The 15,822-nt window shown below is 30.2% G+C and carries 15 protein-coding genes; 11 read left to right on the forward strand and 4 right to left on the reverse strand.

All coding sequences use genetic code 11. From position 1 onward, the window contains the following. The first annotated feature begins 3 nt into the window (after positions 1 to 3). From BN1865_RS10195 to BN1865_RS10210, 4 genes are all read left to right on the forward strand, one after another. Entirely contained in the window at positions 4 to 2,466 is a 2,463-nt protein-coding gene (locus BN1865_RS10195) for a hybrid sensor histidine kinase/response regulator (protein WP_050637149.1), read from the forward strand. 131 nt (positions 2,467 to 2,597) lie between these two features. Further along, on the forward strand, positions 2,598 to 3,308 hold the full coding sequence (locus tag BN1865_RS10200; protein WP_050637150.1) for a gamma-glutamyl-gamma-aminobutyrate hydrolase family protein: 711 nt from the start codon (positions 2,598 to 2,600) through the stop codon (positions 3,306 to 3,308). A 38-nt stretch (positions 3,309 to 3,346) separates the two neighbouring features. Continuing rightward, positions 3,347 to 4,501, forward strand: a complete 1,155-nt coding sequence (locus BN1865_RS10205) for a C39 family peptidase (RefSeq protein WP_050637151.1) — start codon at positions 3,347 to 3,349, stop codon at positions 4,499 to 4,501. Positions 4,502 to 4,503: 2 nt separating this feature from the next. Continuing rightward, positions 4,504 to 5,376, forward strand: a complete 873-nt coding sequence (locus tag BN1865_RS10210) for an AraC family transcriptional regulator (RefSeq protein WP_050637152.1) — start codon at positions 4,504 to 4,506, stop codon at positions 5,374 to 5,376. A gap of 9 nt (positions 5,377 to 5,385) precedes the next feature. Here the strand turns inward: BN1865_RS10210 and BN1865_RS10215 are convergent, their stop codons facing one another. Together BN1865_RS10215 and BN1865_RS10220 are read right to left on the reverse strand one after the other, a co-directional pair. Further along, positions 5,386 to 6,285, reverse strand: a complete 900-nt coding sequence (locus tag BN1865_RS10215) for an ROK family protein (RefSeq protein WP_050637153.1) — start codon at positions 6,283 to 6,285, stop codon at positions 5,386 to 5,388. A gap of 76 nt (positions 6,286 to 6,361) precedes the next feature. Then, positions 6,362 to 7,090 carry a copper homeostasis protein CutC gene (locus BN1865_RS10220; protein WP_050637154.1) on the reverse strand — a complete coding sequence of 243 codons (729 nt, stop codon included), beginning with the start codon at positions 7,088 to 7,090 and terminating at the stop codon, positions 6,362 to 6,364. A 98-nt stretch (positions 7,091 to 7,188) separates the two neighbouring features. Between BN1865_RS10220 and BN1865_RS18960 the strand changes: the two genes are divergently transcribed. After that, positions 7,189 to 7,320, forward strand: a complete 132-nt coding sequence (locus BN1865_RS18960; RefSeq protein ID WP_255351759.1) for a hypothetical protein — start codon at positions 7,189 to 7,191, stop codon at positions 7,318 to 7,320. 47 nt (positions 7,321 to 7,367) lie between these two features. On the opposite strand, the gene BN1865_RS10225 is transcribed toward BN1865_RS18960, so the two are convergent. Then, entirely contained in the window at positions 7,368 to 8,111 is a 744-nt protein-coding gene (locus BN1865_RS10225) for a carboxymuconolactone decarboxylase family protein (protein ID WP_050637155.1), read from the reverse strand. Positions 8,112 to 8,421: 310 nt separating this feature from the next. Between BN1865_RS10225 and BN1865_RS10230 the strand changes: the two genes are divergently transcribed. Genes BN1865_RS10230 through BN1865_RS10240 form a run of 3 tightly spaced genes read left to right on the forward strand, consistent with a single transcriptional unit; the run spans position 8,422 to position 12,540 of the window. Further along, the gene (locus tag BN1865_RS10230) at positions 8,422 to 8,892 is read left to right on the forward strand and encodes a PTS sugar transporter subunit IIA (RefSeq protein WP_050637156.1); all 471 of its coding nucleotides are present in this window, start codon (positions 8,422 to 8,424) and stop codon (positions 8,890 to 8,892) included. A gap of 2 nt (positions 8,893 to 8,894) precedes the next feature. Then, positions 8,895 to 10,346: a melibiose:sodium transporter MelB gene (gene melB / locus BN1865_RS10235; RefSeq protein ID WP_232780369.1), complete on the forward strand. Its 1,452-nt coding sequence runs from the start codon at positions 8,895 to 8,897 to the stop codon at positions 10,344 to 10,346. Further along, positions 10,327 to 12,540 (forward strand): alpha-galactosidase, encoded by a 2,214-nt coding sequence (locus BN1865_RS10240; RefSeq protein ID WP_050637158.1) that lies wholly within the window; start codon positions 10,327 to 10,329, stop codon positions 12,538 to 12,540. Before melB ends, BN1865_RS10240 begins: the two co-directional genes overlap by 20 nt. A 29-nt stretch (positions 12,541 to 12,569) precedes the next feature. Here the strand turns inward: BN1865_RS10240 and BN1865_RS10245 are convergent, their stop codons facing one another. Further along, positions 12,570 to 13,103, reverse strand: coding sequence for a hypothetical protein (locus BN1865_RS10245; RefSeq protein ID WP_050637159.1), 534 nt, complete (start codon positions 13,101 to 13,103; stop codon positions 12,570 to 12,572). Positions 13,104 to 13,248: 145 nt separating this feature from the next. Between BN1865_RS10245 and BN1865_RS10250 the strand changes: the two genes are divergently transcribed. The 3 genes from BN1865_RS10250 to BN1865_RS10260 all read left to right on the forward strand — a co-directional run bounded on the left by BN1865_RS10250 (position 13,249) and on the right by BN1865_RS10260 (position 15,741). After that, entirely contained in the window at positions 13,249 to 13,680 is a 432-nt protein-coding gene (locus BN1865_RS10250; RefSeq protein ID WP_050637160.1) for a MarR family winged helix-turn-helix transcriptional regulator, read from the forward strand. After that, positions 13,673 to 15,013 (forward strand): MATE family efflux transporter, encoded by a 1,341-nt coding sequence (locus tag BN1865_RS10255; RefSeq protein WP_050637161.1) that lies wholly within the window; start codon positions 13,673 to 13,675, stop codon positions 15,011 to 15,013. Before BN1865_RS10250 ends, BN1865_RS10255 begins: the two co-directional genes overlap by 8 nt. Positions 15,014 to 15,087: 74 nt before the next feature. Continuing rightward, positions 15,088 to 15,741, forward strand: coding sequence for an HAD family hydrolase (locus BN1865_RS10260; protein ID WP_050637162.1), 654 nt, complete (start codon positions 15,088 to 15,090; stop codon positions 15,739 to 15,741). The last annotated feature ends 81 nt before the right edge of the window (positions 15,742 to 15,822 follow it).

The raw sequence follows: 15,822 nt of genomic DNA on the forward strand, positions 1-15,822 counted from the left end.
GTCATGAAAAAAATAAAAAAGAATATTCATGAACATCTTCAAATATGGATTATTTGTGTTGTTTCTATTGTTTTTATAGGGATTTTTGTGTGGATTTCATTTATGTATATACATAAATTTGATGAAACATTAATAGAAGAGAATAAAGCCCATTTATCAGAAATTGCTAATCATATTACAATTTATACAGAAGCAGCAATAGAAAACACAAAAAATTCTTTACAGGATGCTGCAAATTCATTATTGGTTATTCCAGAAAATAAAAAATTAGATTATCTAAATAGTATTGCGAAAAGACAAAAATTTGCATATATAGGATATGCTTATAAGAATGGTGATTTTTATGCAACTGAATCAACACAAAGTGGTTATATCAAAAATGAATCTTATTTTCAAAAAGCACTTTTAGGTCAAACATCAATCAGTGATTTAGAACATAAAATCTTTTATGACCATGTTGTTTCAGGAATAATACTGACAGTTCCATTATTTGATGAAAATAGGGAACCTACAGGTGCTATATCAGCGATGATAGATTCCGCCCAACTTGATGATGCTTTAGAGGTGGAAAGTTTTCAAGGTGAAGGTTACTCTTATATTATAGATCAAAAGGGAGATTTGATTTTACATAATAAAAGTATGGATTATGGTAATTTTTATAGGATTCTTGAAAATGCTACACTTGCAGATGATATGAATTTAAATGATATAAAAAGCCATATTCAAAATGGTGATTCAGGAATGATTCATTATACACAAATGGGTGAAGAAAGATATGCCTACTATACTTCACTAGCTATTAATTCATGGAGAATTATTAATATTGTTGATAAAGATGTGGTAACAGCGAAAACAGATGTTTTGATGAGAGAATTAATTTTAATGACAAGTTGTATTGTTATTGTCTTTTTTGGTTTATTTATCTTTGCAGGTATTTCATGGATTATATCTGAAAAACAAAAACATATATCAGCTGCTAAATCTATTTTCTTAGCCAATATGAGTCATGAAATTAGAACACCTATGAATGCAATTATTGGAACTGGAGAAATATTGTTAAGAAGTGATTTGAAATATAATCAAAGAAATTATGTTCAAAATATTTTGAGTTCAAGCAAAAGCTTATTATCAATTATTAATGATATTTTAGATTTTTCAAAGATTGAATCAGGTAAATTTTCAATTGTAAATGAACCTTATGAATTAGAAGCGCTATTATATGATATAACAGCATTAGCGGCTATAAAATTAGAAAATAGAGATATCTATTTTCTTGTTGATATAGATGAAAATGTTCCAAGTCAACTTATTGGTGATATGATAAGGATCAAACAAATTCTTGTTAATATTGTTGGTAATGCTATTAAATTTACAGAAAGAGGATATATTAAGGTGAGGATTTCACTGTTGCATAAAGATAATCATGATTATTTAAAAATGCAGGTGGAAGATACAGGAATTGGTATTAAAAAACAGAATTTAGAAAAATTGTTTGAAAGTTTTAGTCAAGTAGATAGCCATTATAATCATTCACAGGAAGGTACAGGATTAGGACTCGCTATTTGTCAATCGTTATGTGAACTGATGGGTGGATATATAAGTGTGGAGAGTGAATTTGGAGTTGGTTCAACTTTTACAGCAGTTGTTAGACAAGAGATTCAAAATCAGGAGAGGTTACTAGATTGTCCAGCGTGTTTAGAACATTTTTGTATTGTAGAAGAATCTGATATATTAAGAGAGTTCTATCAGAGATATTTAGATCAATTGAAGATATCTTATACAATGTGTCAAAATGAAACAGAATTTTTAAATCAAATATCAAATCATCACTTTGATTATATTTTAGTTAATCAAAGTTTACGAGATATAATTCCAAAAGACATAGATTTAGACAAGATTATTATTTTGTTAAAACAAAATAATACATCACTGTTATCAGTTCAACAAACAGAATTAACAATCTATACTCCTTTATTTGGTTTACAGCTTGTCTCACTTCTTTCAAAACATAAAAATCATTCTCATCAATATCTTGTTGAAAATGAAGATATTGCTCCATTATCATATATGCGTGTTTTAGTTGTTGATGATAATCAAATTAATCGAGAAATTGCCGAGGAAATTATTGGCTTTTATGGTATTGAAACAGAAGGGGCACAATCTGGTCTAGCAGCAATAGACATGATCAAAGAAAAAGATTTTGATTTAATTTTTATGGATCACATGATGCCTATTATGGATGGTGTCGAAACTTTGCATACAATAAGAAGTTTACCAGATAAAAAATATCACGATATTCCGATTGTTGTTTTAACTGCTAATGCAACAGAAGAAGCGAGGCAAATGTTTTTAAAAGAAGGATTTGATGATTATATCTCTAAACCAATTGATATGAAGAAATTAGAAAAGATATTAGAAAAATGGTTACGAACACAAAATAATAATCGAATGAATCATAGCCAATAAAATATATAAAAGTTGATTGATATCAAGAGTTGTTATTGAATTGTGATTTAGAGCTTTAAAGCCATTGCTTTGTGATAGGGGCAATGATAAAATAGAAACAAAGATAAAAATATTTTAAGAGAGTGAGATATATGAAAGCGATTATTGGAATAACATGTAGCGAAAGATGTGTTGAGGGAAGATATGAACAATATGTGCAACAAGAGTATATTGCAGCAATAGAGCGAGCAGGTGGTATTCCTTTGCTGTTATCGGTGACAGGGCAATCTGATATTTTAGAAGAACAGATTCAGCGTATTGATGGTTTATTGGTAACTGGTGGGGTAGATGTTAATCCTTTGTTTTATCATGAAAACTGGCAATTTGAACAAAGGACATCTGATTCACATCGTGACCAATATGAGATTCAAGTCATTAAGCAATGTGCTGAAAAAAATATTCCTATTTTAGGAATATGTCGAGGGTTACAAATCATTAATGTGACTTTCGGTGGAACACTATTTCAGGATAATCGTAATGCTAATGAATATGTTTTTCAACATGAACAACAAGAAAGACGTGATTACCCAACTCATGTTATTAGAATAAAAAAAGATAGTTTCTTATTTCCGATTTTTGGAGATAAAGCTTATGTTAATAGTTTTCATCATCAGTCAATTAAAAAAATTGCTGATGACTTTAGAATTGTTGCGAGAAGTGAAGATAGTATTGTTGAAGCTATTCAGCATCATATTCTCAATATTGTTGGTGTTCAATTTCATCCTGAATGTATGTGTGAAAAAAATGAACAAATGCAAAAGTTATTTGATGTTTTTGTTTATCAATGTAACTATCAGAAATAAGAGTCTTTGGACTCTTTTCTTTTAAAGGGAGTAATAAAATGAGAAAATTAATAAAAATATGGATCTCTATGTGTTTTGTTGTGGGATTATTGTATGGTTGTCATCAGGAAAAGACATATTTAAAATTAAAATATGATGTTTTTCATGTGGAATTAGGGAATGCTATTGTAAAAGAACCATTATGTTATTTAGATTTAGATGGATTAACGGATGATAATATCAATAGTATTAGAGAAAATGCAAAAATGGAAGTCACCAAAAGACCACTTGAATTATCAAATGAAAGAAGAGCGATAGCTTTTTGTGAGAGTGAAGGAACTTATGACTGTTCAATTAAGTATTTTGATGAAACCGTTGATTTTACTATTTGTGTGGTAGTCACTCGTTCTCCAACCGTCTTAGGACCTAATATCATTGCAGTCAAAAAAGATGATGTTGATTTTGATTTCTACCAGCATTATTCAGTTGAAGCTCCTTATAGAATGTATTTAACAAATATTGATACTTCACAAGTGAATTTCCACAAAGTCGGGGATTATCCTGCAAAAATATTAATATCTGAAAATTCATACGGTGACATAGGATATGAAGCACGTCAAATCACTGTGAAAATCCAAGATAAAATAACTTATCATATCCCATCAAAAAAGATTTTAGATGTTCCATATTATAATCAAATGGATGTCGATGCTCCAAATGGTTGTGAAGCAACCTCACTTTATATGGCATTGAAATATAAAAATAAAATAAATACTGATTTACACTCATTTATTGGTGTCGTTCCTCAGTCAGAAACTCCTTATGAAGGATTTTCTGGTGACCCTTTTTCAAGAGCCACACATCTTGGCGATTATTATACAGTTTTTCCTCAAGCCTTGATTAAAGCCACTTATAAATATGCTCAAATGAGAGATATATCTGGCAGTGATTTGGATCAGATTATGGATGAATTAGCTAATGATCATCCAGTTATTGCCTGGGTTACTGGTAAGTTTACAAAACCTGTTATGGAAAATTATTATTTTGGCAAAGTCACAAGTAATTTACATATTGTATTGGTTAATGGTTATGACAAGGAAAAGAAAATCTTTTATATTAAAGATCCGGCTGATAGAAAATTGACAGAAGTTTCTTTTCAGACATTTCAAACGGCATATGATGCGATGAAATTCGCAATCGTTGTGGAGGGATAATTATGTATTCATCTTTAGAAATAACAAATAAATCATTTGAAGATCTCTATGTTAAATTCTGTGGTATGCAGGCATGTACACCAGGGTATTCCTATGGACCGGCAGTTCGACAGCATTATCTTATTCATTATTGTTTGTCTGGTAAGGGCGAATATCATGTTCATAATAAAATATATCATATCAAAGCAGGTGATGCATTTTTAATCACACCTCAAAATGTAACGTTTTATCGTGCTGATATGGAAGATCCATGGACATATGCATGGGTGGGATTTGATGGACAGAAAGCAAAACTATATTTAGAACGTTGTCGTTTGAATGAACAGAATTTAGTTGTTCATTGTGAATATATTGATGAAATACGAGAAACGATGATCTCGATGTTGGCTCATTATAAATTAAGTTATAGTAATGAAATGTTTATTCAAGGAGAGTTTTTTCACTTTTTATCTTATTTAATGAAAAGTGCCAATTTAACATATAAAGAAGATACGCATCAGAGTGATAATTCTTATATCCAAAAAGCATTAGAATACATTCAAAATAATTATCAAAATGTGATTACAGTTCAGGAAATTGCAGATTATTTATCTTTAAATAGAAGTTATCTAACAACACTTTTTAAACAGCATTTGCATTTATCAGCACAAGAATTTATCAAAAGATATCGCATGAATCAGGCTGAAGAACTTCTTGTAACTACAGATTTAACAATTAATCAAATATCTTTCTCATGTGGCTATGGGAATCAATTATCATTTTCTAAAGCCTTTAAACAATATCATCAAATATCACCTAAAGAATATAGAAAACAATATCGTTTAGATCACGAAAAAACACGAATGGAAGATCCTCATGAAATTAAAGAAAAATAGGCATAACGCCTATTTTTTATTATATATTTTTTGATAATTAACAAGTGCCCCAATAAGATTTGAATCATTATAATAAGTACAAGGAACAATTTGTACTTGAGGTATTGGAATTGGCATTTTTTCATAAAGTTCATCCAATGATTTTTGAGTGTATTCATGTAATATAGCTTGTTGGCTAATTCCACCACCAATAGCAATCTTATCTGGATCAACAGTTGCCTGAATATTAAACAATCCCATAGCAATCGTATCACAAAAAGCTTTTAATGCTGATAAAGCACGTTCATCACCTTGATTACAATACTCAAAAGCTTGTAAACCATCTATTTCCTTTGGTTCTTTTCCAACAGCCTTCGCAATCATAGCTACCAATTTAAGGGCACTACCATCATATCCCCATTTTCCATCAAAACCTTCTTTTTTTGTCCAATCATCAGACAAATAACTAAATTCACCTGCAAAACCATGAGTTCCAGTAAAGACTTTATCTCCAATAGTAATACCACCACCGATACCACTTCCAATAATGCAGACTGCACCAACATCTGTTCCTTTTAGACTTCCATGTTCAACTTCACATAAAGCCGCACATTTGGCATCATTTTCAATTGTTAATCTAGAAGTAGTGACTGCTTGTAACTCTTTGACAATATCAACATCTAAGTTATATGTCAGTGCACCAGGAACTTGTACCTTTTTGGTATGTTTATTAATCAACCCAGGTAAAGACATAGCAACACCATCTACTCTTTCTTTGTATTGGTTGTATATATTGTGTACTGCATTTTTAAAGTTGTCTAAAGTATCATGGGGTGTTGGAACTTTTCCCTTTTCTAACATTTCTAATTCATCATTCATAAGTGCATACTTAATAGCACTTCCTCCTACATCTAAAACAAGATATTCCATTCATTTTGCCTCCTTTTTTAAATATTATACTATAAATTAATCAGAGGAGATATAACATTCATAATATGAAAATGAATTATATAATTTCAAAATCATAAACATCTTCTTCAACTTCTTCAATTATTGCTTCCACCATTTCCCAATCAATACTTGCATATGAATGAGTCGTTGGTTCAATACTTTGTTTTAAACAAATACATTGAATTCTATAAATACCTGTTTCTTTTATAAATTGATTAATCTTTTCTTTTTGATTATCATCCCATACAGCAGTTATTTCTAAATGTTCACCATAAGCACTTTGCAAATAACTTATCATTTCTTTACCTGAATATATATCATTTTGTAATCCTTTGGTATAAATGCCATCTATACCCATCGTAATTAAAATATTCATGCTCGAATCAATATCATCTACATAGTCTATAGCCTGATTAAAGATAGCTTTTTTATGATAAGAGTGAATGAGTTCAATCATTTTTCTTGTTTGACTGATATTGATATCTCTATCAATATCTAAAAAACCAAAAGCAATACCATCAGCACCATTATCCAATAAAACCTCAGCATCTAAAAACATTGTTTCTATATCTTCATCATTATAATAATATCCAGATAATCTAGGTCTTAATATACAGATAACTTCTAAACTTGTATTTTCTTTAACTTTTAAAAGTTCTCCAATACTTGGTGTTAATCCTTGCTGATACTGATAATGACTTAAAGCAATACAAGTTGCACCACCATATTCTGCTTGTTTTGCATCATAATAACTGCCACAAAAAACTTCTACTTGATGTTTCATCACGTTCACCTCGACATTATTATAACGCATAATATCATAAAATAATAAGTATATTTTCAATGATTACCACACATAATAATGGAAAAGGAGTGAAGAATATGTCGCAAGATAAAGAAAAAAACAAACAATCAGAATCTAAGAAAACAGCATATAACAATCAATGGACCAATAACAATCTTAAGTATTATCCAGATGAAAGAAAAAGACAAGATGGTCCAGGCGGAAACTAAATGAAAAGCTATGATAGACTTTGAGCACCTCTATCATAGCTTTTTTCTTATAAAGTGATTTCATTGATAATAGTAATTGCATTGAGTGTACGTGGGAAACCAATGTATGGCTGACATTGTGTAATTGTTTCAATCAGTATTTCTCTTGTATTCCCAACCCTTATATTAGCTTTGGTATGAGCTCTTAACTGATTTTCACATCCACCCAAACTTGCCAGCATAACAAAGGTAAGTAATTCACGTGTTTTTAAATCAAGGCCTTTACGTGTATAAAAATCACCAAAACAATGGGCTGATAAATAATTTTGGATATGCTTTAATTCTTGAGGCGCCTGATCATGACCGGCTTGAATACGTTCTTGACCAAAAGCTGCTGACTGCACTGCAAAGCCTTTATCAAAACGTGTTTCTTCATGCGTTGTACTTTGTGATTCTAATGATAAAGAGATACCTTCTTGCTGGAAAACTTCATTCATAGCATCTAATGCTTCATCAACTTTTCCATAACCTATATAAGGGCTGCATTGATAAAGTGCCTCCTTCATAGCAATCTGTGATAAACCAACACGAATACCTGCAAGGGTATGTTTTTTTAATGCTTTTAAAGTATGATTTGTTGCTTGTACAACAATTAAAATCAACTCTCTTAATTGGTCATTTAAATGACCATGTTGATACACATCACCATAGATATAACGTTTCATGATTTCTTGATATTCTTGATCATTGGCTTGTTGGGTTTCACCATATAATTTTTGATAAAGTTCATTGGCTAATATTTCTCTACTCATATTTGTCTCTCCTTCATTTCTTTATATTTATATTGTATGTTTTGTTGCTTGGGATGTCTAATACTTGTTTGGAATGAATAACTATGTATTTTAAGCATAATTGATTTTTATTCTTAATGTTATATGAATATGTCCATATGTTATTTCGACTATATTATTATCTAACATAAAGGTGGATATATTTATGATGTAAGCGTATTATTCTAACATTTGGACATATTTTATAAACATCTGATACTTTCTTTCATATGTCTTAATGTTATAATTCAACTATAAAAAGCGCTTTCAATATAAAAAAGGAGATTGATTTATGGGATTGTTTACAAAGGAATTAACTGTTTGTTGTCCAATTGAAGGAAAAGTTAGCCCCTTGGAATATTGTCCGGATGAAGTTTTTTCAAAAGGATTAACTGGTGAGGGAGTTGTTATTTTTCCAACTGGAGATACTGTTTATGCTCCAATTGATGGAAAAGTGGAGTTTATTTTTGAAGCAAAACATGCGATTGCTTTAAAGAGTCAGGGTGTTGAGTATTTGATTCATGTAGGATTAGATACGAATAAGTTAAATGGACATGGATTTGAGGTTTTTGTTTCATCTGGGGATGAAGTTAAACAAGGTGATATATTATTGAAGTTTGATTCACAGATATTAAATGCACATCATTGTATTAATGTGACACCATTTGTTTTTACGAATTTGAATCGTAAAAATATAACAGTAACACAATATGGTATGGTGAATGCTAATGAACCATTTATATTAATTGAAAGGAAGGCTTAATGATGAATGATCAATTATCTTTTAAAGAAAAGTATTCTTATGGAATAGGAGCTATTGGTAAGGATATGTGCTGTGGTATTATCTTTACTTATTGTATGTTATATTTTACAGATGTTTTGAAGTTATCAGCAGCATTTGTAGGAACGTTATTTTTCTTGGCAAAATTTTGGGATGCTGTGAATGATTTAGGAATGGGAATGGTTGTAGATAATACCCATACAAGATGGGGAAAGTTTAGACCTTGGTTAGCTATTGGAACAATTATAAATGCAATAGTTTTGGTTTGTTTATTTACTGATTGGGGATTGTCTGGAACTTCATTATATGTCTTTGCAACAGTGATGTATATTTTATGGGGAATGACTTATACCATTATGGATATTCCTTATTGGTCAATGTTACCAAATTTAACATCTGATCCTAAAGAACGTGATAAAGTCGCAGTTATTCCAAGAATTTTTGCTTCAATTGGTGGTTCTTTATTGGTTGGTGGATTTGGTTTACAGATTATGGATTTTATTGGGCATGGAAATGCTCAAGCAGGATTTACAAATTTTGCATGGTTAATCGCAATTATCTTTATTGTAACAGTTGGAATTACTGTCGTAAATGTGAAATCGGCAGATCGTATTGAAACAAAGAAAACTGAGAAAACATCATTTAAACAAGTGCTTCAAGTTATTAAACAAAATGATCAGTTATTAGTTGCTATTGGTGTTATTTTGACTTTTAATTTTGCTATGAACTGTATAAGTGGTGTTCAAACATATTACTTTATATATGTTGTAGGAAACAAAGCATTATTCTCTATCTTTACAATGTTTGCCGGATTTGCAGAAATCTTTGGATTATTGATTTTTCCAAGATTAGCTCAATATATGACTAAAAAACAAGTTTATGCTTTAGCAAGTGGAATCCCAGTTATTGGTTTAATAGTCTTATTTTTAACAGGTGTATTTATGCCACAAAATTATCTTTTGACTGCTTTAGCAGGAATTTGTGTGAAGTTAGGTTCTGGTTTACAACTAGGAACAGTGACAGTTGTATTAGCAGATGTCGTAGATTACGGAGAATATAAATTAGGGACACGTAATGAGTCTGTTATCTTTTCCATTCAAACTTTGTTAGTGAAATTTGCTTCTGCGATGGGAGCCTTATTTACAGGATTTGCTTTAGATGCTACTGGATATATTCCTGATGCAATTCAATCAGCAACAACTTTAAATGGAATGCGTATTATCATGATTGCTTTACCAATGGTGTTTGTGGTTGTTAGTTTTATTATCTATAAAAAATACTATAAGTTAAATGGTGAATATCTTACAAGAATTATGACTATTTTAAATCTAAGAAAACAGGAAAATGGAGAAATGTTAATCGTTAATGAAGAAGATGATAATGAACAATTAACTTTGAAATTACAGGAGGATCAATATGCCAATTCAATATCATAAATCAAGTCAAACTTTTCATTTATATAATCAAAAAATCAGTTATATCTTTAAAGTTTTAAAAAATCAGCAATTAGGTCAATTGTATTATGGAAAAAGAGTGAATGATCGTGAAGATTTTGATCATCTTTTTGAAACAATCCAAAGACCAATGGCACCTTGTGCATTTGAAGGAGATTTGACATTTTCTTTAGAACATATTAAACAAGAGTATCCTGCTTATGGTTCGGGAGATATGCGTCATCCAGCAATGGATATTATTCAGGAGAATGGAAGTCATATTGTCCATTTCACATATCAGCAACATCAAATCATTGCAGGTAAACCATCATTGGAAAATCTTCCTGCTACTTATGTAGAAAACAATCAAGAAGCAACAACATTGCTTATTACATTATTTGATGAAGTTATTCAAACAAAAATTATTTTAAGTTATACAATATATGAAGATTTAGCAGTTATTACAAGAAATGCTTATTGTCAAAATTGTGGCAGTCAAAACTTAATTTTAAATCAAATGATGAGTATGTCCTTAGATTTACCTGATAAAGATTATGAAATGATTGAATTAACAGGAGCTTGGTCACGTGAACGTCATATTCAAAATCGAAAATTAGAACATGGGATTCAGTCTATTTATTCATTAAGAGGTTGTTCAAGCAATAATTTTAATCCTTTTATAGCTTTAAAAAGACCAATGTGTAATGAATACGAAGGTGAAGTTTTAGGATTCAGTTTGGTATATAGTGGCAATTTCTTAGCACAGGTAGAAGTAGATACTTATAATGTATCTAGAGTCACTATGGGAATTCATCCTCATGCTTTTACGTGGCCATTAAATCCAGGAGAGTCATTCCAAACACCTGAAGTTGTTATGGTGTATAGTAATTGTGGATTGAATCAGATGTCGCAGACTTATCATGAACTTTATCAAAAACGTTTGGCTAGAGGTCAATATAGAGACCAGGTGAGACCAATTCTTGTGAACAATTGGGAAGGAACTTATTTTGATTTTAACGAGGAAAAGATTTTAGGTATTGCTAAAACAGCTCAAAAGCTTGGTATTGAGTTATTTGTTTTAGATGATGGCTGGTTTGGTCAAAGAAATAGTGATAATGCTGGTCTAGGAGACTGGTATCCTAATTTAGAAAAATTACCTGAAGGAATCAGTGGTTTATCACAAAAGATAGTTGATTTAGGTATGAGGTTTGGAATTTGGTTTGAACCAGAGATGGTCAATAAAGATTCTGACTTGTATCGCACACATCCAGAATGGACATTAGAAACACCAAATCGACATACATCTCATGGTCGTAATCAATATGTATTAGATTTTTCTAATCCTGAGGTTGTTGAATATATTTATAATATGATGGCAAAAGTGATTGAAGAATCACATATCACTTATATCAAATGGGATATGAATAGATGTATGAGTGAAGTGTACTCTTATGTGCATAGTGCTCAAGATCAGGGGAAAGTAATGCATGAATATATCTTAGGTGTTTATCATCTGTATGATAAGTTAACAACGAAGTTCCCAGAAATTCTATTTGAATCTTGTGCAAGTGGTGGTGCACGTTTTGATCCAGGTATGCTATATTATGCACCACAGTGCTGGACAAGTGATGATACAGATGCTATTGAACGTTTAAAAATTCAATATGGAACATCTTTGGTTTATCCAATCTCAAGTATGGGAGCCCATGTTTCAGCAGTTCCTAATCATCAGGTTTTTAGAAAAACACCTTTACAAACACGTGCTAATGTTGCCTATTTTGGGACTTTTGGATATGAACTAGATTTAAATAAATTATCTTGTGAAGAACAAAATGAAATTAAAGAACAAGTACAATTTATGAAAACTTATCGTGAAGTTATTCAATTTGGAACATTCTATCGTTTAAAGAGTCCTTTTGAAGGTAATGAAACAGTTTGGATGGTTGTTTCTAAAGATCAAAATACAGCCATTGTAGGATATTATCGGCCATTACAAGAAGTCAATCAAGGATATCGAAGAGTGAAATTAATGGGATTAGATCCTGATAAGGAATATCATGTTTCTATCCATGATATAGATTGTTATGGTGATGAATTAATGAATGCAGGGTTAATCACAAGTGATAGTTCTTGTGGAGAAAATAAAGATGGTGATGGTGATTACTTATCACGTTTATATCTTTTAAAAGCGAAATAAAAGGAGTCAATTTTGACTCCTTTTTAGCATTATTGATTATGATATTCTTGATTCAATGCAACATATTCTTTGGCTTTTTCAATAATATAAGTATCATCAAGATGATTTGTATTATGAAAAGAAAATTCATACTTTAACTGATTGAAAACAACAATGAAATATCTTTTTGTATTATCATCTTGAGTAAAAGTATATAAGGTAGAATCACCAATCTGTTCAACTTGATTATAATGATTTGGTATAGTGTTGATAAAGTGAAAATCAACACTATATGAGTTATTCTCATTAACATTAGAAATATATGAATAACTTGAAGGATTCTCCTCATCATAATGGAGAATAAAATCACTTTCATCACGAAGTAATTGTTTTTGATGATTTTGAACAAAATGCTCAAAATCATATAAATCATAAAAACTTAACTGTGTTTCTTTTTCAAATTCATCAATAGAATGATATTCATGAATAGAATTCACATTGATAAACCTTGGAGCACATATGAGTATTATTGCAAGGAGTAAAAGAGAAATAATTAATAAAATTCTTTTTTTGTTTATTGTCATAGTACCATCCCCTTCTTAATTTTAGTATAACATATTATTTTTGTGTATGTGAAATCATCTTTTCATATTATAAATTATTATTGACATATATTCATTATTTGTTTATTATATAACTGTTCAAAAATAAACAGTTAGGAGAAAGAATATGAAAACTTTTACATTTGCTATTCATCCATATATCATTAAAAAATATAATTCATTATTTGATGAGCTTATTCAAGAAGAACAAATAACACAAATAGAAATAGATGTTTTGGCTTTTTTATCTAATAATCCAGAATATAATCATGCACAAGATATTGTGAATAGGAGAGGAATATCAAAAGGACATGTTTCTATTGCGATTGAAAAACTTGTTTCAAAGCACTATGTTGAAAGACAATGTGATTTAAAAAATCGTCGTTGTAATACTTTAAAAGTAACAGAAAATGCTAAAGATTTAGTTAAAAAAATACAGGCTATTCAAAGAGAATTTGAAGCGATGGCTTATCAGGGGATGAGTCAAGAGGAGATAGAGAAATATCATTATTGGTTAAGAAGGGTTTATCAGAATTTAGGAGGTGGAGAGGATGAATGAAAGACTTGAAAATGAGAAAATATCAAAATTATTATGGTCACTTGCTTTGCCTTCTATTTTAGCACAATTAACTACTCTTATTTATAATATGGTTGACCGTATTTTTATTGGACGATTACCTGATGGTGCATTAGCAATTGCAGGGATTGGATTATGTGCATCAATTATTACAATCATTACAGCTTTTACAAATTTATTTGGTCGTGGTGGAGCACCACTTGCTTCAATTAAGTTAGGAGAAAAAAGAATAGATGTTGCTGAAAAGATTTTAGGGAATTGTTTGGTAAGTTTACTTATATCTTCTATTTTGATTATGGGAGTATTATTTTTATTTGGTGAAGATATTTTATTGTTATTTGGAGCAAGTCAAAATACTTTACCTTATGCGATGGATTATATGAGTATTTATTTAATTGGAACAATTTTTGTTCAGTTAAGTGTAGGATTAAATTATTTCATAAATGCACAGGGATTTGCAAAATATGGAATGATGACATTATTGATTGGTGGTATTTTAAATATTGTTTTAGATCCAATCTTTATTTTTGTTTTTAAAATGGATGTTGCAGGTGCAGCAGTAGCAACAGTATTGTCACAATTTGTCTCATGTATTTGGGTTATGAAGTTTTTACTAGGACCAAAGTCAACAATACAAATCAAAAAAGAACATTTAAAATTAGACTTATCAATTATGAAAAAAGTATTAGGCTTAGGGTTTTCACCATTCTTTATGAGTTCAACAGAAGGTATCTTACAAGTCTCTTTTAATCGTCAATTGTTATTTTTTGGTGGTGATTTAGCTGTAAGTTCTATGACAATCCTTATGTCTATGTCACAAATATTACTTTTACCAATGGAAGGAATTGCTCAGGGAACACAACCGATTATTAGTTACAATTATGGTGCTAAGCATTATCATCGTGTGAAAGAAACTGTTTCCTTAGCCATTAAAGTTTCACTGGCATATTCAATAATTGGTGTTTTGGCTATGGAAATATTCCCTAATGTATTTGTAAGTTTGTTTGCGAAAGATAGTGCACTCATTCAATTAAGTAGTGAGATGTTAAGAGTCTATGTATTTGGAATGATTATCTTAGGAGCCAATTCAACATATCAGCAAACATATACATCTTTAGGATTTGGTAAACGATCTTTTTTCTTTGCATTTTATCGTAAGATTATTTTATTAATCCCACTTATCTATATCTTACCTTATTTATTACCATATGGATTATATGCTGTTATTTTAGCTGAACCTATTTCAGATTTATTAACAACTATAACCAATACTTTCTCATTTAAATCGTTTATGAAAAAACATTTACCTTCCTAAATTAATTTCATATTTTGAATGAAAATAGATTTTCATCATAGAAATTGTTATGATAGAAAAAAAGGAGGTCAATTATGAAAAAAGCAATAATATTTGATATGGATGGATTAATGATAGATAGTGAAAGAGTGACATATCAAGAATATGTGAAGAAATTACATATGTTAGGACATGATGATTTTACAGAAGATTTATATAAACATTGTTTAGGTAAAAATAAAGCAGGTATTTGTAAAGTTTTTACTGATCACTATGGAGATAATTTTCCAATGAAAGAAGTTTGGGATGATGTTCATGTTTGGATAGATGAAAGTCTTAGAAATCATGTTCCTAAGAAAGATGGGTTAGATGAGCTTTTACAATATTTAAAGACTCATGGATATAAAACAATAGTCGCTACCTCTAGTGCTCGTGTACGTGTTGATGAAATTTTAAAGAATGCTGAAATTGTTGATTATTTTGATGATAGTATTTGTGGCGATGAAGTTAAACATGGGAAACCTGATCCAGAAATCTTTTTAACAGCATGTCAAAAATTAGGTGTAACTCCTGATGAAGCATTGGTTTTAGAAGATAGTGAAGCAGGAATTTTAGCTGCCTATAATGGTCGTATAGATGTGATTTGTGTTCCTGATATGAAGTATCCAGAGCCTGATTATGCTTCAAAAGCCACAAAGATCGTTGATTCTTTAAAGGATGTTATTGACTATCTGGAGTCATCATTTTAAAAGTGAATATGATATAAATAATGAAACATCTTTTATCTGTTTTTATGAGATAAAGATGTTTTTGTTATTGGAAATTTATTT

Origin of the sequence: Candidatus Stoquefichus sp. SB1 (assembly GCF_001244545.1) — a bacterium.
GTDB lineage: Bacteria > Bacillota_I > Bacilli_A > Erysipelotrichales > Coprobacillaceae > Stoquefichus.